The 22,162-nt window shown below is 70.0% G+C and carries 21 protein-coding genes; 13 read left to right on the top strand and 8 right to left on the bottom strand.

The window, feature by feature from the left end:
• The first annotated feature begins 120 nt into the window (after positions 1-120).
• From NKJ07_RS02105 to NKJ07_RS02095, 3 genes are all read left to right on the top strand, one after another.
• Positions 121-2,718, top strand: coding sequence for a hypothetical protein (locus tag NKJ07_RS02105; protein ID WP_318568945.1), 2,598 nt, complete (start codon positions 121-123; stop codon positions 2,716-2,718).
• A gap of 91 nt (positions 2,719-2,809) precedes the next feature.
• Positions 2,810-3,451, top strand: a complete 642-nt coding sequence (locus NKJ07_RS02100; RefSeq protein ID WP_318568944.1) for a DUF1405 domain-containing protein — start codon at positions 2,810-2,812, stop codon at positions 3,449-3,451.
• Between the two features lie 77 nt (positions 3,452-3,528).
• Positions 3,529-4,185 (top strand): metalloregulator ArsR/SmtB family transcription factor, encoded by a 657-nt coding sequence (locus tag NKJ07_RS02095; RefSeq protein ID WP_318568943.1) that lies wholly within the window; start codon positions 3,529-3,531, stop codon positions 4,183-4,185.
• Positions 4,186-4,212: 27 nt separating this feature from the next.
• On the opposite strand, the gene NKJ07_RS02090 is transcribed toward NKJ07_RS02095, so the two are convergent.
• Positions 4,213-4,758 carry a hypothetical protein gene (locus tag NKJ07_RS02090; RefSeq protein ID WP_318568942.1) on the bottom strand — a complete coding sequence of 182 codons (546 nt, stop codon included), beginning with the start codon at positions 4,756-4,758 and terminating at the stop codon, positions 4,213-4,215.
• 347 nt (positions 4,759-5,105) lie between these two features.
• Between NKJ07_RS02090 and gatD the strand changes: the two genes are divergently transcribed.
• Positions 5,106-6,359: a Glu-tRNA(Gln) amidotransferase subunit GatD gene (gene gatD / locus NKJ07_RS02085; protein ID WP_318568941.1), complete on the top strand. Its 1,254-nt coding sequence runs from the start codon at positions 5,106-5,108 to the stop codon at positions 6,357-6,359.
• 337 nt (positions 6,360-6,696) lie between these two features.
• Here the strand turns inward: gatD and NKJ07_RS02080 are convergent, their stop codons facing one another.
• A complete protein-coding gene (locus NKJ07_RS02080) occupies positions 6,697-7,944 on the bottom strand; it encodes a M24 family metallopeptidase (RefSeq protein WP_318570520.1) in 1,248 nt (415 codons plus the stop codon).
• Between the two features lie 217 nt (positions 7,945-8,161).
• Between NKJ07_RS02080 and NKJ07_RS02075 the strand changes: the two genes are divergently transcribed.
• The 4 genes from NKJ07_RS02075 to NKJ07_RS02060 all read left to right on the top strand — a co-directional run bounded on the left by NKJ07_RS02075 (position 8,162) and on the right by NKJ07_RS02060 (position 10,471).
• Complete coding sequence (locus tag NKJ07_RS02075; protein WP_318568940.1) at positions 8,162-8,881, top strand: EthD domain-containing protein; 720 nt, start codon at positions 8,162-8,164, stop codon at positions 8,879-8,881.
• Complete coding sequence (locus NKJ07_RS02070; protein WP_318568939.1) at positions 8,878-9,462, top strand: HD domain-containing protein; 585 nt, start codon at positions 8,878-8,880, stop codon at positions 9,460-9,462. The genes NKJ07_RS02075 and NKJ07_RS02070 overlap by 4 nt, the downstream gene beginning before the upstream one ends.
• Positions 9,463-9,521: 59 nt before the next feature.
• A complete protein-coding gene (locus NKJ07_RS02065) occupies positions 9,522-10,202 on the top strand; it encodes a hypothetical protein (RefSeq protein ID WP_318568938.1) in 681 nt (226 codons plus the stop codon).
• Positions 10,203-10,282: 80 nt separating this feature from the next.
• Entirely contained in the window at positions 10,283-10,471 is a 189-nt protein-coding gene (locus tag NKJ07_RS02060) for a DUF8027 family protein (protein ID WP_318568937.1), read from the top strand.
• A gap of 15 nt (positions 10,472-10,486) precedes the next feature.
• On the opposite strand, the gene NKJ07_RS02055 is transcribed toward NKJ07_RS02060, so the two are convergent.
• Both NKJ07_RS02055 and NKJ07_RS02050 read right to left on the bottom strand, forming a co-directional pair.
• The gene (locus tag NKJ07_RS02055) at positions 10,487-11,431 is read right to left on the bottom strand and encodes an NAD-dependent epimerase/dehydratase family protein (RefSeq protein ID WP_318570519.1); all 945 of its coding nucleotides are present in this window, start codon (positions 11,429-11,431) and stop codon (positions 10,487-10,489) included.
• A gap of 112 nt (positions 11,432-11,543) precedes the next feature.
• Positions 11,544-13,238, bottom strand: a complete 1,695-nt coding sequence (locus tag NKJ07_RS02050) for a thiamine pyrophosphate-binding protein (RefSeq protein WP_318568936.1) — start codon at positions 13,236-13,238, stop codon at positions 11,544-11,546.
• 240 nt (positions 13,239-13,478) lie between these two features.
• Between NKJ07_RS02050 and NKJ07_RS02045 the strand changes: the two genes are divergently transcribed.
• The gene (locus tag NKJ07_RS02045) at positions 13,479-14,243 is read left to right on the top strand and encodes an IclR family transcriptional regulator (RefSeq protein ID WP_318568935.1); all 765 of its coding nucleotides are present in this window, start codon (positions 13,479-13,481) and stop codon (positions 14,241-14,243) included.
• A 289-nt stretch (positions 14,244-14,532) separates the two neighbouring features.
• On the opposite strand, the gene NKJ07_RS02040 is transcribed toward NKJ07_RS02045, so the two are convergent.
• Entirely contained in the window at positions 14,533-15,360 is an 828-nt protein-coding gene (locus NKJ07_RS02040; protein ID WP_318568934.1) for an enoyl-CoA hydratase/isomerase family protein, read from the bottom strand.
• Positions 15,357-16,238, bottom strand: coding sequence for a 3-hydroxyacyl-CoA dehydrogenase family protein (locus tag NKJ07_RS02035; RefSeq protein ID WP_318568933.1), 882 nt, complete (start codon positions 16,236-16,238; stop codon positions 15,357-15,359). The genes NKJ07_RS02040 and NKJ07_RS02035 overlap by 4 nt, the downstream gene beginning before the upstream one ends.
• A gap of 112 nt (positions 16,239-16,350) precedes the next feature.
• On the opposite strand from NKJ07_RS02035, the gene NKJ07_RS02030 reads away from it, so the two are divergent.
• Together NKJ07_RS02030 and paaK are read left to right on the top strand one after the other, a co-directional pair.
• Positions 16,351-17,496, top strand: coding sequence for a thiolase family protein (locus NKJ07_RS02030; RefSeq protein WP_318568932.1), 1,146 nt, complete (start codon positions 16,351-16,353; stop codon positions 17,494-17,496).
• An 80-nt stretch (positions 17,497-17,576) separates the two neighbouring features.
• The gene (gene paaK / locus NKJ07_RS02025; protein ID WP_318568931.1) at positions 17,577-18,869 is read left to right on the top strand and encodes a phenylacetate--CoA ligase PaaK; all 1,293 of its coding nucleotides are present in this window, start codon (positions 17,577-17,579) and stop codon (positions 18,867-18,869) included.
• 6 nt (positions 18,870-18,875) lie between these two features.
• Here the strand turns inward: paaK and paaI are convergent, their stop codons facing one another.
• On the bottom strand, positions 18,876-19,331 hold the full coding sequence (paaI, locus tag NKJ07_RS02020) for a hydroxyphenylacetyl-CoA thioesterase PaaI (protein ID WP_318568930.1): 456 nt from the start codon (positions 19,329-19,331) through the stop codon (positions 18,876-18,878).
• A gap of 448 nt (positions 19,332-19,779) precedes the next feature.
• Here paaI and NKJ07_RS02015 point away from each other — a divergent pair, with 448 nt between their 5' ends.
• Positions 19,780-20,244 carry a MaoC/PaaZ C-terminal domain-containing protein gene (locus NKJ07_RS02015; RefSeq protein ID WP_318568929.1) on the top strand — a complete coding sequence of 155 codons (465 nt, stop codon included), beginning with the start codon at positions 19,780-19,782 and terminating at the stop codon, positions 20,242-20,244.
• A 10-nt stretch (positions 20,245-20,254) separates the two neighbouring features.
• On the opposite strand, the gene NKJ07_RS02010 is transcribed toward NKJ07_RS02015, so the two are convergent.
• Positions 20,255-20,773, bottom strand: a complete 519-nt coding sequence (locus tag NKJ07_RS02010; protein ID WP_318568928.1) for a VOC family protein — start codon at positions 20,771-20,773, stop codon at positions 20,255-20,257.
• 53 nt (positions 20,774-20,826) lie between these two features.
• On the opposite strand from NKJ07_RS02010, the gene NKJ07_RS02005 reads away from it, so the two are divergent.
• The gene (locus NKJ07_RS02005; protein WP_318568927.1) at positions 20,827-21,831 is read left to right on the top strand and encodes an LLM class flavin-dependent oxidoreductase; all 1,005 of its coding nucleotides are present in this window, start codon (positions 20,827-20,829) and stop codon (positions 21,829-21,831) included.
• Positions 21,832-22,162: the final 331 nt, after the last annotated feature.

Here is a 22,162-nt window from a genome sequence, read left to right as displayed (position 1 = left end):
ACTACGTGTCGCTTCGCCGAGCGGTGCCGACGCGTCGCTTCGCCGCAGTCCGGCTGCCCGACTCGCCCCCGATCGAAGCCAACAGAGACTTACCGGCCGACGCCGACCACGGTGCACACGATGGTCCCCGACGGCGGTGGCGGCGGTGTCGACGGTCCCGGGCGCGACGAAGAGCCGGCGGACGGCGACACAGAGACGGCCGCGACTGCGGGTCTCCCGCTCAGTCGCCGCGCGCTCCTCGGCGGGGCCGCCCTCGCGGGCGTCGGCGTCGCGGGCGGAGCCGCGCTCCTCGGTGGCAACGGGGATGGAGACGGAGACGCCGACAGGCCTACGACGGACACCACGCGGCCTCCCGACGGGACGCCGCCGGAGACGACCCCCGTCGCGGGCGACGAGGCGCGACGGCTCGCCGAGGCGTTCGCCCCGACCTTCTACTTCGGCCGGCGCGAACGGTGGTTCCCGACGGATCCTCGCCCGTACACCAGCGAAGTCGACGGCGAGACGGTCGTGCGGGGCTTCGACGCGCTCGACGGCTACGCCGCGGCGAAAGCCGGGTCGGACACGCCCGCGCCCGACCCGACCGTGTTCTACCACGTCCTCACGTACACCGATCGCCTCGCCGTCGTCCAGTACTGGGTCTACTCGGCGTTCGACCAGTTCTCCGTCAACTTCCACTGGCACGACTGGGAGCTCCTGCAGGTGTTCGTCGACCGCGACATCGAGGAACCGGCGTTGTACGCGGCGAGCGCCCACTCGCGGACGGTGCCGAACAACGAGTTCCTCGACCCGCCGCGGGCGCCGGCGGTCATCAGCGAGGTCGGCTCACACTCGTCGGCGCTCGGCGTGAACGACCAGCGCGACACGTTCCAGCGCGTCTCGATCGACGGCCTCTCGGCCGACGTGACGAACGGCGTGCTCTCGACGCTGACGGACGAGGCCGCGATCCCCTTCGCCTACGGGCTCCCGCGCGACGAGGGGCTCCGCCTCCCGTACGTCGTCCCCGAACTCGACGGTGCGCCCGTCACGGACCACCCCGAACTCCCCAACGTCTCGGCGGCCGACCTCGTTCCCGCGGAGCTGACGGTCCGGTCGTTCACCGACCTCGCCCGGCCGCCGACGGGGTTGCCGCTCCGCGAACCGGGGCCGGTGTTCGGTCCCGACGGCCGCGACGATGGGGGCGACGGAGACGCGGCGGTCGACGAGACGTACGCGCTCGTCCCGACCGCGGAACTCGAGGAGATCGCGGCGTTCACCGGACCGCAGTTGAGTTTCGAGTTTCTCGTTCCGCAGTTCGCCGAGGACGCGATCTCGTCGCACATCACGACGACGTCGACGCCGTGGGACCAGCCGCGGTACGACGACCCGCTCGCGGACGTGACCGACGACGACCACCGTGCGGCGATCGCCGAGCGGTTCGGCCTCGCTCCCGGCGACCGTGGCGAGACCGTCGTCGGGCAGGTTCAGACGGTCGCCCCGGCCGACGGCGTCGAGGACGGGGTGACGCTGAGCGCGCCGCCGGTCGAACTGGTGGCCCAACTCGCCTCGGATCCGGTCGCGGTTCCGACGTTCGGCGGGACCGTCGCCTTCGTCGACGTCGACCCCGGCGAGCACACGCTCACAGTCAACGGCCCGGGGTACGCGCCGTACGCACAGCGGATCCAGGTGGGAGACGCGGGCGGCGAGGCGTCGACCACCACCGAGGCCGCGACGGCGACCGCCACGACCGGGGAGCCGACACCCGACGCCCCCGAGGGCGGCACGAGGCCCGCCCGCCTCGGAAGCGACGGCCGTATCGGACTCGTCCCGAACGAGGACGCGGTGAAACTGGCGGTCGACGCGACCGACCGCGGCGGCGCGCGCCGCGTCCGCGTCGACGACGACCGGGCGGGACGAGTGTACGACGCGCGCCCGGCCGAGTCCGACGGGCGGGCCGGCGTGTACGTCCACCGCGCGGGCGGATACGTCGTCGAGGTGACCGACGAGCGGGGCGAGACGAGCGTCGAGCGCGTCAACCCCGGTCCGAACCAGGAGGCCGCCGAGGTCGCGAACGCCCGGACGGGCGTCGCCGGCGTGACTCGGTTCCTCGTCGACTACCTGACCGAGACCCGCGCGACCGTCGAGCGGCTGCTCCGTCGTGGCGGTGCGCGCCCGGCGGACCCGGAGGACGACCAGAGCGAATCGGAGTCGGCGGAGTCGACACCCCGGGGTGACGATGCGGCGGAGTCGACGCCGACCGAGGCACCGAGCGACGGGACGGCCGAGGCGGATGACGACGAGAGCGAGAAGACCGCCACAGGCGAGAACGCGGAGGACGAGGACGCAGACGACACCTCGACGTCGACCGCGACCGGGACACGGACTGCCACGTCGACCGCGACCGGGACACGGACTGCCACGCCGACCGCGACCGAGACACGGACGCCGACAGCCACGCCCGCGGCCGACGCGCCGGTCATCGTCGGGTCGATCGCGGAGCGACTCCGCCAGTTGTTCGACACGGCCGTCGCCCAGGCCGAGGCCGCGAACGCGGCGGCGGTCGACGGCGACCGGGCGGCGACCGAGACGGCGCTCCGGGAACTCCGCGAGACTCTCGCGACGATCGCGGCGCTCGTCGAGGAGGACGCGGTGCCACAGCCGGCGGGGCGCGTCGCCGGTCGGCGGATCGAGACGGCGGACCGGCGGGCGGCGCGTGCGCTCGGCGAGGAAGACGCGGAGTGAGCGCGACCCGCGACCGACGGACGCCGCGAGCACGTCCGCGGGGAGCGCGCAAACGCCACGGTTTTCTCGGGGCGACGCCAGGGACGAAACGATGGCTCTCGTCCCCGAGCGCTACGTGCAGGAGTACCTGGGTAACGGCCCCAGCCTCGTCACCTTCCTCGCGCTCAACGCAAGCGCCTTTCTGGTCGGTGTCAGTTTCTACGTCCACTCCGACCCCTCGCTCGCGGACCTGCCGACCTTTCTGTACCCGCTGTTCGGCGACTCCCCCACGGCGCTCGCGCTGGTGACGCTCTCGATGGCGACGCTGCTGCCGAACCTCGGTCGGCCCGTCCGCGACGCCCCGACGAACCGCCCGCTGGCGTATCTCCACACGCTCGCGTTCGTCTGGCTCGTGAAGTACGGGCTGTGGACGGGCGTGGCGCTTTCGCTCCGCCCCGATCTGTACGTCGGCTTCTCGGGGGCGGCGCTGTGGGACTACTGGGGGATCACCCTCACCCACCTCGGGTTCGTCCTCGAAGCGTTCTTGATCCCCCACTACGGGCGGACGACGCGCGGGGCGCTCGCGTTCGCGCTCGTCGCGCTCCTCGTGAACGACGTCTTCGACTACGGCTTCGGCTACTACCCGCCGCTCCGTTACGAGCCGGGGGCCGTGCTCGTCGTCGTTACCCTGGCGCTGTCGGTGTTCTCGGTCGCGGTGGCCGCCCGCGTCTTCGACCGGATCGAGGCCGTCTGAGCCGCCGATCCGGACGCTGTCGGGCGGTCGATCCGAGGGAGTCAACCTTTTGAGCGTCAGACGCGTAGCTTCGCTCAATGGACTCCGCGGTTCTTCTCGATCTCCTCGGCAACGAGAACCGGCGGCGCATCCTCCGCCTACTCGCACACAAACCGTGTTATGTGACCGAGATCAGTGAGTATCTCGGAGTCTCGCCCAAAGCGGTCATCGACCACCTCCGAAAGCTCGAAGAGGCCGGCCTCGTCGAGTCACGGACGGACGACCAGCGCCGGAAGTACTTCCACATCTCCCGGGACATCCGCCTCGAAGTGAACGTCTCGCGGTACGGCTTCGGGGCGAAGAGCGCCTATCCGGCGAGTCCGAGCCTGGACATGTCCGGGCGGTGTCCGCACGTCTCGATCGACGTCCCCTCGGAGAACGGCGACTCGCTCGCGAGCCTCGCGAGCGAACTCGCCCGACTCGAAGACCTCGAAAACGAGCTCTCGCTCGCCCAGCGGTACGTCCACGGCCGGCTCACGGACGTGCTCGACCGGTTGAACGAGCGGATCGGTGCCAACTCGGACTCGCGGTTCTACGCCGAGGTGCTCGCGGCGGTCGCCACGGGGAAGCGGACCCCGGAGGGGATCGCCGGGGAGGTCGACACCGCGGCCGACGACGTCGAGCGGGCGCTGCACGCGCTGGCCGAGCGTGGCCTCGCCGAACAGCACGGCGACGAGTGGCACGTCGTCGAGTGAGCCGCGGCGTCGCCTCCAGCGATCCGGTTACAGCTCCCGGGTGAGCCCGTCGCGGAGGTCCCGCCCGACGTAGTGGCCGACGAGCGCCGCGAGCGCGCCCACGCCGGCCCCGACCCCGGCGATCGCGATGCCGTACTCCGAGAGGAGTCGGACGGCGAACGGGAAGAACGCGGAGGTGAGCGTGCTCACGACGAAGCCGAGCCCCGAGGCGAGCGCGCCCGCGAGGCCGACTTCGAGGTAGTGGCGGTCGCTCCCGACGACGCCGACGAGGAAGGCGACGGCGAACAGGCCGACGAGACGGCCGACGAAGCCCAACAGGGGGATCGACCCGCCCACGACGACCGCCCCGACCGAGAGCACGAGCGCGATGAGGAACGTCCGGGGCGAGAAGAGGCCGCCGAGTCGGTCACGAACCGACGAGCCGCCGGGACCGCCGCGCGTCGACGTGGCGGCTGACGGCTCCGATCGCCCCCCGTCGTCGCTCACGCCGTCGGTCATGTCGTCGTCGGTCAGCCGCTCGACGTCGGCGAGTAGTTCGTCGACGGACTGTTCGGACTCGTCGCTCCGTTGCATACGAAACGATCAGAGCGCGGGGTGTATGGCTCTTGTGTCCCGAGAAGTAGCGTGTCGAGGTGTCGGGGTGGCGGGAGATATCCGACGGTGGTGGGACGGAGGACTCTCGCGTCGAGTCTGTCGACGGCCGGAGCAGCGGGCAAAGGCGGACGACGACAGCCGCCAGGGGGGAGAGCGAAGCGTTTCGCCGCACACCGGGGACTCCGGCAGGTCCGTCACTCGGCGTTCCCGCCGGTCGAGAGCGCCCACGACGAGTCGGGGACCATCGACGGTGCCGGACTGTCGGCCGATCGCGTCGCTCGGCTCGATCGGTGGGATTCAAGTCCGCCCCCACGATATCTCGGCGTATGAACCCAGGAGACCGCGTCCGCGTCACTCGCGCGGGCGTCACGGACGAGGGCGTCCTCCTTCCCTCGTCGACGCCCGAGACGCTCGTCGTCAAACTCGACGGCGGGTACAACGTGGGCGTTAGCAGGGACGACAGCGACGTCGAGGTGCTCGAACGCGGCGTCTACGACATCGAGAGCGCCCAGGACGGCGACACCTCCTCGGAGATCGAGTTCGACGACGACCTCCCCACCGTCTCGCTCATCTCGACCGGCGGGACGATCGCCTCCACGGTCGACTACCGGACGGGCGCGGTGACCGCGCAGTTCACCGCCGAGGACGTGCTCAGGGCCGTACCGGATCTCGCGGGCCGGGCGAACTACCGCGGCCGCGTCGTCGCCAACATCCTCTCGGAGAACATGGATCCGGGGATCTGGCAGGAGCTGGCGCGGGCGATCCACGAGGAGATCGACGCCGGCGCGGACGGCGTGGTCGTGATGCACGGCACGGACACGATGCAGTTCTCGGCGACGGCGATGGCGTTGATGCTCGATACGCCCGTCCCCATCGTCTTCACCGGGAGCCAGCGTTCGGCGGACCGGCCCTCGTCGGACAACGTGATGAACGCGGTGTGTGCGGTCGAGGCCGCCAAGAGCGACTGTGCTGAGGTGCTCATCTGCATGCACGCGAGCCAGTCCGACACGGCCTGTGCGCTCCACCGCGGAACAAGAGTCAGGAAGAACCACACCTCCCGGCGGGACGCCTTCGAGACCGTCGGCGCGCGCCCCCTCGGCGAGGTCGACTACGAGACCGAGGAGATCGAGTGGCGGCACTCGTACGTAGAGCGGGGCGACCGCGACCTCGCGCTCCACGACGACCTGAACGAGGACGTCGACCTGCTGAAGTTCACCCCCGGGATGGACCTCGATCGGTACGCCGACTTCCTCCGGAGCGCCGATCTGGACGGGCTCGTCGTCGAGGGGACGGGCCTCGGGCACGTCCACACCGACTTCATTCCCGTTCTGGCGGACCTCGTCGACGACGGTACCGTCGTGGCGATGACGAGCCAGTGTCTCTCCGGCCGCGTCTGCGACCGCGTCTACGACACCGGGCGCGACCTCCTCGACGCGGGCGTCGTCGAAGCCGGCGACACCCTCCCCGGCACCGCCAAGGTGAAACTGATGTGGGCGCTGGCGAACCACCCCGACCCGGCGGCCGCGATGGGTGAAGACCTCGTCGGCGAACTCCAGGCGCGGTCGGTCCCCTGGGAGTAACTCCACAGAATTCCTTACTCACTTATTTCAACCCCGAACGGAGCAATCCGCAGGCGTCGGCAGTGGGCCCGGTCGCTCCCCATGGCAACCGCTGAATCCCTGTTACGGGCGTCCAGAACCTCGAACTCGGTGACCGACGGCTCGAATCCCGTCCCACGCGGGTCTGACTCGGAGGTGACACGAGACACCGCGTCGACGTGAGCGAACCGCTCGAAGAGGCGCTCACGCCGGTGCGCCGTCGGTCGGACTCGACGGCCGAGTCGGACCGCTGGCGCGAGCGAGCGACGGGACGCGGTTGCTTCGCACTTAAATTGAGTAATGACTTTCAATAATTTCGTCAGTCGACGACCGTGATCTCCTCGACGGGCCACTGGCTGAGCAGTTCGACGCCGTCGTCGCGAACGACGACCATCTCCTCGACGCGGACGCCCTGTCGGTCGGCGGGTTCCTGGGTCTCGACGGCCATCGTCATGCCCTCCTCGATCTCGATCGGGTGGTCGGGCGAGAGCCCACGCCAGATCAGCGGCACCTCGTACAGCTGGAGGCCGAGCCCGTGCGCCCAGTGGTTCGTAGTGAGCTGCCAGTGTTCGTCCGCGCCGTACCAGTCGGCGTGTTCGCCGTCCATGTCGGGGAACTCGCGTGCGATCTCGGCGGTCGTGACGCCCGGTTCGATGGCGTCCAGGACGCGGTAGAGGTTGTCGCGGGCGGTCTCGTAGGCGTCTTTCTGGGCCCGTGTGGGCTCGCCCACCGAGAACGTCCGATAGTAACACGATCGGTACCCGAGGTACCCGATGTTGTAGAAGTCGGCGTACACTAGATCCCCCGGCCGGATCAGCCGGTCGGTGGTGTTGGCCTGGTGTTTCGGCCACGTGTTCGGCCCGGAGGTGAGATAGCCACCCTGCACCATCGCACCGTGTCGCCAGAGTTCACCCACGGCGTCGGCCCACACCTCCGACTCCCGCCTCCCGGGTCGGAGCCCGTCGACGATCGCCTGAAACCCCGCCTCGCAGATCGCCGCGACCTGTCTGAGGCACTCGATCTCGTCGCGGGTCTTGGTCTTGCGGGCGTCCTCCATCACGGCCGCACAGTCGGCGGGGCGGACCTCGACGCCGTTCGACTCGAACGTGTCGACGAGGCCGGCGTGGCCGGTGTCGATGCCCATCGGTTCGTCGGCGACGCCGTAGTCGTCGAGGGCGTCGCGGACCGTCTCGGCCATCTTCTCCAAGAGGAACGCTCGAGCGGAGTCGCGTCCGGACGCCCGAGGGACGTTGCCCAGGCCGGGACAGGCGTACCGAACGTCGGAGAGCCACGGGCAGTTGTACCGCTCGTTCGCGGCGTGGTCGGCGGTGTCCCAGTGGACGACCGTCCCGTCCTCGACCAGGAGCGAGTAGTGGTCCGCGCCCGACCCGCCGGTCATGGCCAGGCCGGTGACGTACCGGATGTTCGGATCCTCGACGAGGAGCATGCTCCCGAGCCCGGCCTCGCGCATCCGGTCGAGCGCGCGCTCGTGACGGTCGCTCCGCAGCCGCTTCACGTCGATCCGCTCCTCCCAGTCGACCGCCATCGTCCCGCGCGTCCCGCTCATGAACTCCCGCTCGTGAAAGGGCATGCTCGTACGTCGCCCGTGCGAGTAATGAAGGTACGCCCGGTCCGGGGCGTGAGAGCGGTCCGAGTGGCGGGTCGGACACCGCCGGGGATGATGGGGAGTCGATCCGACTGGAGCGGTGCTGGCGTGCCCACGGTGACGGTCCGACATCCCTCACAATTTATTGTGGTCTCCGACGACTCGCGAACGAGTCAGCATGTACAAGCACATAGCCCTGCTTGTCCGCAAGGAGGGGCTCTCACACGAGGCGTTCGTCGACTACTGGCAGACGAACCACACGCCCATCGCGCGGGAGATCGAAGGCGTCGTCCGCTATCACACCGTCCTCCCCGCGGACCCCGCCGCGGCGGAGTTCGACGGCCTCGCCGAACTGTACTTCGCGGACCTCGACGCGCTCCACGACGCGCTCGGGAGCGAGGGGTCGCGGGACTACGACCCCGCGAAGGGGACGGCCAAAGAGGCGCGGGAGGACGTGGACGAGTTCCTCGACGTCGAGCGCCGACCCCGGTTCATCGGCGAGGAGCACGTCGAGAAGGACGATGTCGGCGGCGACACCACGGGACTGTACAAACACTCGGCGTTTCTCGTCCGCAAACCGGGGATGAGCCACGACGCGTTCCTCGACCACTGGGCGACCGAGCACGTCCCGCTCGCGCGGGAGATCCCGGGCGTCGTCCGGTACACCCGGGTCGTCCCGACCGATCCCGACGCGTCGGAGTTCGACGGCGTCGCGGAACTGTACTTCGAGAGCCTCGACGCCCTGCGGGCGGGGCTCGGCCACGAGTCCTCGCGGGACTACGACCCCGACCATCCGAAGGCGCGCGCGCCGCGCGAGGACGTCGACAACTTCCTCTCGATCGGCGACCGCCCGCGGTTCGTCGGCCGCGAGACCGTCCAGAAGGACGAGACGAGATGACCGACTACCGCACCCAGGTCGAGGAGGCGTTTCCCGAACTCGACGACATCGACGAGGCGACCCTCCGCGCACAGGTGGTCGAGGCGTGGTGTCTCGGCCTCGACCGCGGCGGGTGGCGACACGTCGAGGATATCCCCTATGCCTGGAACATCGACGAAGTGTCGAACGTCGAGCACGTCCGCGGCGTGACCCGGATCGCGGTCGCGAGTGCGAGCGAGCAGCGCGATTTCCACGGCGCTAACCCCGACTTCGACGTCGTCCGGGCGGCCTGTCTCCTCCACGACGTCGGCAAGTGCTACGAGTACGTCGACGTCGTCGACGCGGAGCTGGTCGATCCCGACCCCGAGTACGCCACCGAGGAGGTGCCGCACTCCCTGTCGGGCTACGCGCTCGCCCACGAGGTCGGCTGTCCCCTGGCGGTCCAGCGGGCGATCCCGCACTTCATCGGCGAGATCCCGACCCGGACGCTCGAAGCGGAACTGGTCAAGAGCGCGAACTCGGTCTCCTCGAACGCCATCACGCAGGCGACGATGGGGATCAGCCTCCCCGAGTGGGTCGAGGAGTACTCACAGACGCAGTGACGCCACGGCCGGCGACCGAGAACACAAGACAGTTGTGCCCGACGCCGAATCCGTCGCCCGTGTCCCACGCTCGACGAGCCCTCCTCCGAACCACTGTCTCGCTGGTCGCCGTCGCGCTCGGCGGCTGTGCGGCCCCCCGAACCGACGCCGACGGATCGGGTTCCCCGGCCTCCGCGACGCAGACGGCGACCCCGATCGCGGCGTCGACCACATCGGAGACGCCGGCCTCGGCTCCCTCGCCGTCGGCGACGCCGTCACCGACCGCGACGCGCTCTCCGACCCGAACGCCGTCGCTCGCGGACCTCCCAGTGACGGAACGCGACGCCGTCACACGGAGCGTTCCGATGCTGCCGACCTCCGGCGGCGACTTCGGCGACGCCGCCCGGGCGTTCGTCGTCGGCGGGACGGAGTGGGTCGGCGACGACCACCGCCCCCACCAGGTGTGGCTCTGGAACGGCGGCGACGCGCCGCGGAGGGGACGCCTCGTGGTGACCGTGCCGGCGGGCACGGTGCTCGAAGAGTCCGTCGAGATCCCCCCCGACGACGGCGTCGCGGTCGTCTTCCGCCGCCCCGCCGCCTACACGGTCGCGTTCGAAGAGGACGGTGCCGACGCCCCGCTCGTCCAGATCGACGTCGATCCCGAGCGGTTCGACTGTAACGACTCCGCGACGGACGTGGTCGTCACGAGCGACGGCACCACGGAGCGGTCGACCGTCTCGACGGAGTTGGCGTGCCGGTGAGAACACGCCGGGTAACACCTCGCACCGAACGTGATGTCAGAGCATCATGATATAGGGGGCTGGGGGTCGTATGGCCGCACATGACGATCCCCGGCTACGACCCCGACGACCTCGAACGCGAACTCGAACTCGAACTGTCCGAGGGCGACCTCAACAGCTACCTCTCGCCCGACGAACGCGCCCGGTACGACGACGGCGAGAGCATCGTCGAACTCCTCTCGGCGGCGGAGATCTCGGAGATCCTCGACCTGTACGCGGACGAGGCCTGACGCCACCGCCAGCGGTCAGACCGGATCGAGGCCGTGTTCCGCGCGGAGCACGGTGATGTACTCCCGGAAGCCGCGTTCGAGCCCGTACTCGGGTTCGTACCCGAGGTCAGCCTGTGCCTTCGTCATGTCGAGCCGCTGTGTCCAGGGGAGCTGTCCCGCGTCGGAGACGCTGAGATCGGCGTCGGGGAGGAGTCGCTCGACGGTCTCGACGGCCTCGCGGATGGTGGCGAGTTCGCCCCGAACGTTGTAGACGCGCTGGCGCAGTTCCTCGTCGGGGGTGAACGCGGCCCGACGGAACGCCTGGGCGATGTCGCGGACGTGCTGCCAGTCGATCACCTGGTCGCCGTACTCGACCTCGAAAGACTCGCCCAGCGCGGGTTTCTCGACGATGTTCGCGAGGAACGCCGAGCCCCCGGTCTCGCGGTAGGGGCCGTACGCCACGGTGGGGCGGAGCGCGACGTGGGAGACGCCGTGTTCCTCGTGGTACACCCGCGCCTGGTGTTCGTTGTACTCCTTCGTCGCCCCGTAGAGCGTGTCGGGCGAGAGCAGGTCGTCCTCGGTGACGAACCGGTCGCCGTAGCTCGCGGGCGGGGCGTACGCCGCCGCCGAGGAGGCCCACGCGACGCGTTCGACCTGGTCGTCGAGGAGCCGGGCGGCCTCGAAGACGTTGTTCGTCCCCTCGACGTTGACCTGCATCGCCGCGCGGGGGTTCGCCTCGGCCGCCGTCGTGAGGAGCGCCGCCAGGTGGATCACGTGGGTCGCGCCCGTCTCGCGGACCGCGCGGGCGACGTCTGTCGCGTCGGTGACGTCACCGCCCCGGACCTCGACGGCGTCGGCGACGTCCAACTTCTCGAGGATCCGGGGGTCGGTCGAGCGGTCGTAGGCGACCACCTCGTGGCCGTGGTCGAGCAGGTCCGCGGCGACGTACGAGCCGATGAAGCCGGTCCCGCCCGTGACCAGGGTCGTTGCTGACATGGGGGTAGGTGCCCGGCCCGCCGGCAAAAGCCTTTCTCGCGTTCGCACGCCGACGCCCGCCGGGCGACGGGGGCCGCGCCACGGGGTCGACCCACGTTCACTCGTGGAGGCCGCCGACGGACGCGTAAAAGGAGGACTGGAGCGTCGCCGCCATGTCCTCGTCGGGGTCGATCGCCACGTCGACGACCGTGGGGACCGACGAGCGCGTCGCCGCCGCCAGCGCGTCCGCGAGGTCGTCCGGCGCGTCGACCCGGACGCCGTCTGCACCGAACGCCTCGGCGACGCGGGTGAAGTCGGTGTCGGGGAAGTCGACGCCGGCGATGTCGCCCGGTTCGGACTGCATCTGCCGGACCATCCCCAGGCTCCGGTCGTTCAGCACGACGAACGTCGGCGCGACGCCCTCCTGGACGGCCGTCTCGACGCTCGTCATCGTCATGGCGAAGCCGCCGTCGCCGGCGACCGCCACGACGTCTCGGTCGGTCGCGAGCGCCGCCGACACCGCCGCGGGGTTCGCCCAGCCCATGCCGCCGACGCCGCCGGAGCCGAAGTAGGTCCGCACCGCGGGCGTCTGGAGGTAATTGAGGAGCCAGAAGCGGTTGTTGCCCGAGTCGGCGGTGACGACCGTCTCCGCGTCGACGACCCGCTCGATCTCCGTCACCGCTCGCTGGGGGGTGATGGGGGCGGCGTCAGACTCGCACGCGGGGGCGTGGAAGTCCTCGCGGGCCTCGGCCGCGCGTTCGGCCGCCCAGGAGCCGTCGTTGCCGCCCGCGTCCGCGAGGTCGGCGAGGCTCTCGGCGGCGTCGCCGATCAGTCCGACGTCGGCGGGGTAGACCCAGCCCGCGTTGCGCGCGTCGACGTCGGCGTGGACGATCGTCTGCTCGCCCGGCCGGATGAAGTCGGGGGCGGTCCAGTTCGTGTCCATCGGGTTCAGCCGACAGCCGACGACGAGGAGCGTGTCGGCCTCGCTGACGATCCGGTTCGCCCCCTCGTGGCCGAACGAGCCGATAACGCCCCCGGCGAGTCGGTGCGTCTCGGGGATGGTCGACTTGCCGAGGTAAGAGGTGACGACGCACGCCTCGTACGCCTCGGCGACCGCCTGGAGTTCGTCGTACGCCCCCGCCGCGTGGACGCCGTTGCCGGCGACGACGACCGGGCGATCCGCCCCGGAGAGCGCCTCGGCGGCCGCGGCGACGTCGCGCGCCGTCGGCCGCGCGGTCCACGTGCGGGCCTGCGCGCGGTCGCCCCACACGGGTGGCACCGGATCGTCCGGCAGGTCGGCCGTGACGGCGTCCCCGTCGAGGATGACGGCCGTCGGGCCGGGGCGGCCGGCGACGGCGTGTTTGAACGCCAACTGGAGGCTCCTGACCGTCTCGGTCGGCGTACGCGGGAACCAGTGCTCCTTGGTGACGGCATCGAGTATGTCGGGGAGGGCGAGCCCCCCGTAGTCGCCGCGCGACTGCTGATACGGCGCGAGTGTCGAGTACTCGCCCCGTTCGGACGCCTCCGTGATCGTCACCATCGGCGAGGAGGCGAGTCGCGCTTCCATCTGGCCCATGAGTCCGAGGCTCCCGATCCAGGGACCCTGGCCGGTGAGAACTCCTGGATCGCCCGTGAGCCGGCCGTGGACCTCGGCCATGACGCTCGCCTCGCGCTCGTCGCGCGGCCGGACGAGGTCGACGCTCGACTCCGGGAGGTGGTCGAACAGTTCGATGACGCGACCGCCGGGGTAGCCGAAGACGCGCTCGACGCCCAGCGATTCCAGGCTCGTGACGAGTCGTTCGCTCGTGTTCATCGTCGGGTCACGCTCGAAGGGTGACGGACCGTGCGGCGCGGCGGATGCGCGGCGCGGTGCGATGCGGCGATCGCGCGTGCGTTCGACGGCGCGGTGGCTCCGACGACCGGTGGCGTACGGTGTGTGGCACCATCGCGCTTCCTTCTCGTGGCCGGCACTTTGCTCTATCGTCGGCCGTCCCGGACGAAGTCGTTCGAGCTACTCGAACAGATTTATGTCGATCGCCGTGCACGAGACGTCATGGCTCCGGCACAACGACGTCCGGTGAAGACCGTCGAAACGGCGTTCGCCATCCTCGAACGGCTCAAGCGCGAGGGCCCGCTCGGGCCGACCGCCCTCGCCGCCGACCTGGGGATGGCAAAGAGCACGGTCCACAGACACCTGCGGACGCTGGAACGGGAGGGGGCGGTCGTCGGGAGCGACGACGGCTACCGCGTCGGTCTGCGGTTCCTCGACTTCGGTGTCGCCGCACGGAACGCCCACGCTCTGTACGCAGTTGCCGCCCCGAAGGTCGACGAACTCGCCGGGGAGACGGGCGAGAAGGTCTGGTGTATCACGGCCGAGGCGGGACGCGCGGTCCACCTGTACGGCGCAACGGGCGAGGGATCGGTGCGGACGTACGCGCGCGAGGGCGCGAGAACCCACCTCCACCAGCACGCCGCGGGGAAGGCCATCCTCGCACACCTCCCCGACGACCGCGTCCACGAGATCTGCGACCGCCACGGGTTGCCGGCGAAGACCGAACACACGATCACCGACCGCGACGACCTGTTCGCCGACCTGCGGCGGGTCCGCGACCGCGGCTTCGCCCTCAACCGAGAGGAGTCCGTGCCGAAACTCAACGCCGTCGGGGTGCCGATCACGGACGAGTCGGGCCGGGCCATCGGTGCGATCAGCGTCTCCGGCCCCTCGAACCGTCTCGACGGCGACCGTCTCACCGACGGCCTCCCGAACCTCCTGCTCGGTGCCGCGAACGAGATCGAGATCAACCTCAGCTACGCGTGAACCGGCGCCGTCGACCTCGATTCCGCTGAACTACCCGGTCGCGCCGACTCTGTTCGAACTGTTCGAACGAGATACCGGCGGATAAATCGTGTAGAACGAGACACACGTCGACGGGTGCACCGGAATACGTTACACGAGTACGAGTGTAACGAACTCTCGGGCGGGTGGACTAATGTCCGATTCTTCGGCGTATCAACCCGCGGTGTCAGGTGCCGAGCCGTTCGAGCTGTTCGAACACACTCCGATTGGACGAGTGAGACAGCGTCGTGACGGGGACCGGGTGTCGGCCTCAGCGATCGGCCCACACCGGGTCGCGGTCCTCGAGGAAGGCGTCGATGCCCTCGTCCTTGTCCGGGTGGGCGAACAGTTGGGCGAACAGCTCCGCCTCGTAGTCGATGCCCCGGTCGAGATCCGTGCGTGAGGCGGCCTTGACGGCCTGCTTGGCGAACTCCAGCGCGACCGGGCTCTTCTCGGCCATCGACGCCGCGAGGTCGTACACGCGGTCGTCGAACGTCTCGTCACCGTGGACCTCGTCGACGAGTCCGATGTCGGCCGCCTCCGCGGCCGAGACGAGTTCGCCCGAGAGGATCAGCCGCATGGCGTGCCCCTCGCCGACGAGGCGGACCAGCCGCTGGGTGCCGCCACCGCCGGGCATGATCCCGAGGTTGATCTCGGGCTGGCCGAGCTTGGCGCGCTGGTGGGCGATGCGGACGTCGCACGCCTGGGCGAGTTCGCACCCCCCGCCGAGCGCGTGGCCGTTGAGCCGCGCGATCACCGGCTGGCGCAGGTCGTCGACGCGCTCGTACACCCGGGGTCGCTTGCTCGCCTCGCGCTGGGCGAGCATGTCGCGCTCGCGGAGCTCGTTCACGTCGGCCCCGGCAACGAACGCCCGTGCCTCGTCCGCCCCCGTGAGGACGACCACGCGGGCGTCGCTGGCTTCGATCGCGTCGAGGACGCGCCCGAGCTCCGCCCTGAGCGTGGCGTTCAGCGCGTTGCGCGCGTCGGGCCGGTTCATCGTCACCGTCGTGACGCCCGCGACGCGGTCGTCGACCGCGGCGTCGACGGTCTCGCAGTCGGCGGCGACCGACTCGACCCCGGTGTCGCCCGCGTCCGTCATCGGTCCACCTCGCCGCTGACGCCGACGGGTTCGCCGTCCTCCCAGACGTAGAACCCCTCGCCGGACTTCCTGCCGAGTTTGCCCGCCCGGACCTTCCGCTTGAGCACCTGCGGCGGCCGGAAGCGCTCGCCCAGTTCCTCGCGGAGGTACTCGAGGATGTCGAGGCGGACGTCGAGGCCGACGACGTCGCCGAGTTCGATCGGGCCCATCGGGTGGTTGTAGCCGAGTTCCATCGCGGCGTCGATGTCGGGGGGCGAGGCGACGCCCTCCTGGACCATCCGCATCGCCTCGCAGCCGAGCGCGACGCCGAGCCGCGAGGAGGCAAAGCCCGGCGAATCGTCAACCTCGACGGCGGTTCGGTCGACGTCGGCGACGAAGTCGCGGGCGAAGCGGAGAGTCTCGTCGGCGGTCTGTTCGGCGACCACGATCTCGACGAGCGCCATGATGTGGACCGGATTGAAGAAGTGGAGGCCGAGCCCCCGCTCCGGCTTCGAGAGCGCGCTCACGATCTCGGTCACGGAGAGCGACGACGTGTTCGAGGCGATGACCGTGTCGTCGGCCACCAGCCCCTCGACCTCCGCGAGCGTCTCTTTCTTCAGGTCGACGTCCTCGGGGACGGCCTCGACGACGAGGTCGGCGTCGGCGAGCGCCTCCTCCAGCGAGGTGGTCCCCGACAGCCGGTCGAGGGTCGCCTCCAGCTCCGCTTCGGTCACCTTGTCGCGTTCGACGCCACCCCGAAGGTTGGACTCGATCGCGTCGAGGCCGTCGTCGACGTACGCCTCCTCGACGTCCCGCATCGCCACCGTGTGGCCGGCCATGGCCGACACCTGTGCGATCCCGTGGCCCATCGTGCCGGCCCCGAGTACGGTTACGTGCATGGCGGAAGGGCTTCGGCGAACCGTATAACCGTTTGCCTCCGGGCCGAAGAGCGCGAGCCACGAGCCGAACCCGAACCAAGCTTCATACACCGTCCCCTCCAACCCGCGAGGCATGACAGAGACGCCCTGCCGCGCGGTCGTCGTGGACGCAGTTCGGACCCCTCAGTGCCGGAAGGACGGCGCACTGGCCGCGGTCCACCCCGAGGACCTCGTGACGACCGTACTCGACGCGCTCGTCGACCGAACGGGGGTCGACCCCGAGGAGTGGGCCGACTTCCGCCTCGGCTGTGCGAACCAGGAGGGCGAACAGGGTCGGAACCTGGCCCGGCAGTCCCTCCTCGCGGGCGGTTTCCCCGAGTCGGTCCCCGGCGCGACGCTCTCTCGGCTGTGCGGCTCGTCGCTCACCGCGCTGACCGACGCCGCCCGGGCGGTCGAGGCGGGCGACGCCGAGGTGTACCCCGTCGCGGGCGTCGAGCACATGTCGCGGGTGCACTTCTCCGACTGGCTCCACCCCGCGATCGAAGCGCGGTACGACGGCGGCGACGACCTCTCGATGGGACGGACGGCCGAGACGGTCGCCCGTCGCCACGGGATCACGAGGGAGCAACAGGACGCGTTCGCCCTCCGGTCGCACGAGCGAGCGGTCGCCGCCTGGGACGAGGGCCGTTTCGACGACGAGGTCGTCCCTGTCGAGACGCCGGACGGGGTCGCAGCGCGCGACGAGGGGCCGCGCGCGGACACCTCGATAGATGCCCTCGCGGACCTGCCGACGGTGTTCGCCGACGACGAGGCCGCGAGCGTCACGCCCGGCAACGCCTCCCCACTCACCGACGGCGCGGCGGGTCTGCTCGTCACCTCCGAGGCGTACGCCGAGCGTGAGGGCCTGCCCGTCCTCGCCCGCGTCGTCTCGCGCGCGGTCGTCGGCGTCGACCCCGAGGTGATGGGCGTCGGGCCCGTCCCGGCCACTCGCGCCGCGCTCGCCGCGGCGGATCTCGCAGTCGACGACCTCGACCTCGTCGAACTCAACGAGGCGTTCGCGGCCCAGAGCCGTTACTGCGTCCGGGAACTGGGGCTCGACGAGGACCAGCTGAACGTCAACGGCGGCGCGATCGCGCTCGGCCACCCGCTGGGCTGTTCCGGCGCGCGGATCACCACGACGCTGCTGCACGAACTCGCCCGGCGCGGCGGCCGGTACGGGCTGGCGACGATGTGTGTCGGCTTCGGCCAGGGCGTGGCAACCGTGTTCGAGCGGGTGTAGTCGGTGGTGGAGACCGAATCGGACGCAGGCCCACGACCGACCCCCACGTTTTTTATCACAAACAATCGTCGGTTTCCCTCATGGTGTACGACAGCGTCGAGACCGCACCACGGGAGGAACTCCGGGAGATCCAAGACGAGCGCCTCCGGGCGACAGTCGAGAACGCGTACGAGAACGTCGACTACTACAGGGAAGAACTCGACGAACGGGGGATCACCCCCGACGACATCGACGGCGTCGACGACATCGGGAAACTTCCCTTCACGACGAAGGAAGACTTCCGCGACGAGTACCCGACGGGGCTGTTCGCCCGCGACATGTCCGACGTGATCCGCATCCACGCGTCGTCGGGCACGACCGGCAAGCCGAAGATCGTCGGCTACACCCAGGACGATCTCGACGTCTGGAGCCAAGCGGTCGCGCGGTGTCTCGTCGCCGCCGGCGTCACCGCCGACGACATCGTCCAGAACGCCTACGGCTACGGCCTCTTTACGGGGGGGCTCGGCCTCCACCAGGGGATCGAAGAGATCGACGCGACCGTCATCCCCATCGGCGGCGGCAACACCCAGCGCCAGGTCGAACTGCTCGACGACCTCGGGAGCGACGTGCTCACCTGCACGCCGTCGTACTCGCTGTACCTCGCCGAGGTCGCCGAGGAGATGGGCACCGACGTCCACGACCTGCCCGTCCGGCTCATCCTCTTCGGGGCCGAACCCTGCACCGACCCGATGCGCTACGAGATCGAAGAGCGCCTCGGCGTGAAAGGCGTCGACATCTACGGCCTCTCGGAGATCGTCGGTCCCGGCGTCTCGATCGAGTGCATCGAGGCGCAGAACGGCCTGCACATCTGGGAAGACCTCTTTTATCCCGAGGTCGTCGATCCGAGGACGGGCGAACCCGTCGAGGAGGGCGAGGAGGGCGAACTCGTGTTGACGACACTGGCGAAGGACGCGGTGCCCGTCCTCCGGTACCGAACCGGCGATCTCACGACACTCGACTACGACACCTGCGAGTGCGGGCGCACCGCGGTCAGGATGGACAACGTCACCGGCCGGGCCGACGACCTGCTCATCGTCCGCGGCGTCAACTTCTATCCAAGCGAGGTCGAGGACGTCGTCCTGGAGTTCGACGAGGTCGCCCCCCACTACCGCATCGACCTCCACCGCGAGGGCAACCTCGATACGGTCGAACTGACGGTCGAACTCGTCGAGGGGTTCGAGGGGGCCATCGACGACCTCCACGGGCGGATCGGAACCAGGCTGAAGAACGTCCTCGGGTTCACGCCGGACGACCTCAACCTCGTCCCCTACGGCGACATCGCCCGCCAGGAGACGGGGAAGATCCAGCGGGTGTACGACCACCGGGGGCAGTGACCAGTCTCACCCGTCCAGCCGGTAGACGCGCCCGCGGAACGTCGCCACCGGGTCGCCGGCCTCGTCCGTGACGCGTACCTCGTACGCCGCGGTGCGGCCCCCCAGATGCGTCTCCTCGGCGACCGCACGGAGCGTCTCGCCCACCTCGACCGCCGCCAGATACGAGATGTTCGTCTCCAGCGCCACCGCCGTCTTCGACCCCGTGTTCGACGCCGCCGCGAACGCCGCGTCCGCCAGCGTGTACACCACGCCGCCGTGGGGGGTTCCGTGGAAGTTCAGGTGACGCTCCTCGACCGTGAGCACCGTCTCGGCGTAGCCCGGGTGCACGGAGGTGAGGTTCACGCCGACCGTCTCGCAGAAGGGGTCGCTCGCGGCGCGTTCGGCGACGGCAGCGACCGGGTTCTCGCCCGTCTCCTCTCCGCCGCCGTCCGCGTCGGCTTCATCGGCTTCGTCGGGAGCCATAGTTCCGTCTCTCGTTCGTCGGGGAAGTAGGCGTCGCCGCCTCGGGAGGCAGAGAGCGTACACTAGCCACCGCCCCAGCCGAGGCCATCGCTTCGTTCGGTCGCCCTTCGCGCGTCCACCTGCTCACGTCTGTTCGCTCGCGGCCGGACGCCGACCCGCCCGCGGTGGCGTGGCGATCGCGGCTCCGGCCGCGTTCTCCACGAGTCGCGCGAGCGCGAAGCCGCGAGACGGAGATCTCGTCACCCCCCGACGCGAGGGACGGGCGAGTGTCCGGAGAGCACGAGCGAATCGGATGGCGGGGGCCGTGGATTCACCGCTCAGACGGCTACGTCCCCGTGCGCCCCGCGTCGCTCGGTCTCGGTTCGGCCGCCGTGATGGACGAAGGCGTGCGAACGATCGAACACGGTCCGGGGTAAAGCGATTTATCCGATGCGCGAGAGGGACCGGTATGGCGTACAGTTACGAGCCGCACTACTTCGAGGACTTCGAGATCGGCACCGAGTTCGAGACCGTCGGTCGGACGATCACCGAGACGGACTTCGTGATGCACTCGGCGCTGTCGGGCGACTGGACGGAGCTACACACGAACAAGGAGTACGTGGAAGACACGCAGTTCGAGGGTCGGATCGCGCAGGGGCCGATGACGTTCGTCCAGGCCACAGGCCTCGTCTACCGGTCGGGCATCGTCGAACGCACCGCCGTCGCCTTCCTCGGGATGAACTACATGGACCTCCCGAACCCCGTCTACATCGACGACACGGTCTCCCTGGAGATGGTGGTCACCGATCGGAAGGAGCTCTCTCGGGAGGACGCCGGTCTCGTCGTCCTCGACTGTACGCTCACGAACCAGGACGGGACGGTCGTCCTCGAAGGCGACCTGAAGTTCCTGATCAAACGCCGGGACGCAGAGTGACCCGCCCGGCTCACTCGACGAGCGGTTCGCCGCGGACGAACAGCGCCTCGTCGCGGCCGCGGTCGCCGTAGTCGTCGTGGTACTCCATCAACTGGAACAGCGCGCCGGTCGGGTTGTGTGGGGAGACGAACGCCTCGGTCCAGCCGTCCTCGACGGCGTAGCCGACGACCCGCTCGCCGGCGGCCCGTAGTCGAGTGACGGCGGCGTCGACGTCGGTCACTTCGAGGGTGACGTGGTGGAGCCCCGGGCCGTGGTCGGCGAGGAACCGCGTCAGGAACGACGCACCTTCGTCGGTCTCCGTCTCGCCGGCCGCGCCGTCGACCGGAGCGATCAGTTCGATCCGCGAGGCGTCGCCGAGGCCGTACGTCGCCCACTCGAACCCGCTGCTCGCGAGGGTCTCGCGGTAGCGGGGCGTACAGCCGAGCGCGCGGAGCGTCGGTTCGGCGGCGTCGACGTCGCGGACGGCGATGCCCACGTGGTCGACGCGAGCGGGCGGCATCGGCGGCAGGTCCGCCGGGAGATCTGTCATGCGTCCCCTGTCGGCCGCCCAACGCTTAACCGCGGCGGGACAGTGTGGGGGGTATGGAACTCGGCACGGGACTGTTCACCTGCCAGCGACGACCGGACGACGACCGGTCGGGGGCCGAACTGTACGACGAGATGCTGACGCTCGGGCGCGCCATCGACGAGGCCGGCCTCGCGAGCGCGTGGGTGTCGGAGCACCACTTCACCCCGGACGACTACCTCTCGGGGACGATGCCGGCGCTGGGAGCGCTCGCCGCCGTCACAGAGGAGGTCGAGATCGGCACGTGCATCGCGCTTGCGCCGCTGTACGACCCCGTCCGACTGGCAGAGGACGTCGCCACCGTCGACCTCCTCTCGGGGGGCCGAACGACGCTGGGGCTCGCCATCGGTTCGGACCCCCGGGAGTTCGAGGCGTTCGGCGTCCCCACCGACGAGCGGGTCGACCGCCTCACCGACACCGTCGACCTCGTCCGGGCGGCGTGGTCCGACGGCCCGCTCGACACCGAGTCGCGGTTCCACGACGTCACCCCCGACGTGAACGTGACGCCGAAGCCCGCACACGACGTACCCGTGATGCTCGGCGGGTCGGCCAAGCCCGCCGTCCGCCGTGCGGCGCGGATCGGCGACGCGTGGTGTGCGCCGTCGTCGCTCTCGGTCGAGGGGGTGCGCAAGCGCGTGGCGGACATCGAACGAGTGCGCGAAGAGGAGGGAATCGACGGCGAGTTCCAGGTGTACGTCCTCCAGCACGGCTTCGTCGGCGACTCGAAAGAGGCGGCGTGGGACGCGATGCGCGACGGCTACCTCTACATCCAGCGGCGGTACGCCGAGATCTTCTCCGGCGAGACGGTTGACGAACTCCCCGACCAGCGGGTGCGAGAACTGAGAGCGCAGGCCATCTACGGGACGCCCGACGACGTCGTCGCTCGGCTGGAGGAGTACCGCGACGCGCTCGGCGACGACATCCACGTTATTTTCCGGACCTACCACCCCGGCGTCGGCACGGAGCGGATGGCCGAGTGCATCGAGCGCCTCGGGAGCGAGGTCGCACCCGAACTCGCCTGAGCTCGCCGGCGAACGGGCCGCGACTGGGACTCGGTCGGCGCCGGTCGACGTCGGTCGTCATCGCTCGGCGCCGGTCGACGCGGCGAGCGCACGACACGCGCTACCCGCCGCACTGACGCGAACATTTATTAATTATAGATACCCTGGTACGATTACCCATAGCACGTATCATGTCCAGAGACGGAGTTCCAGCGGACGCCGGCCGGGGGCCACGTCCGTCGCGACGGTCGTTCGTACAGGCTGCGGGTCTCGCCGGCGTCGCCGGTCTCGCGGGGGCGAGCGGCTGTCTCGGGGGGACGGCCGGCGGCGGGGCGACAAACAGCATCACGTA

The sequence above is a fragment of the Salinigranum marinum genome (assembly GCF_024228675.1).
GTDB classification, from domain to species: Archaea; Halobacteriota; Halobacteria; order Halobacteriales; family Haloferacaceae; genus Salinigranum; species Salinigranum marinum.
The sequence above is the reverse complement of the archived record's forward strand: the minus strand, read 5'-3'. Positions and strand labels throughout refer to the sequence as shown.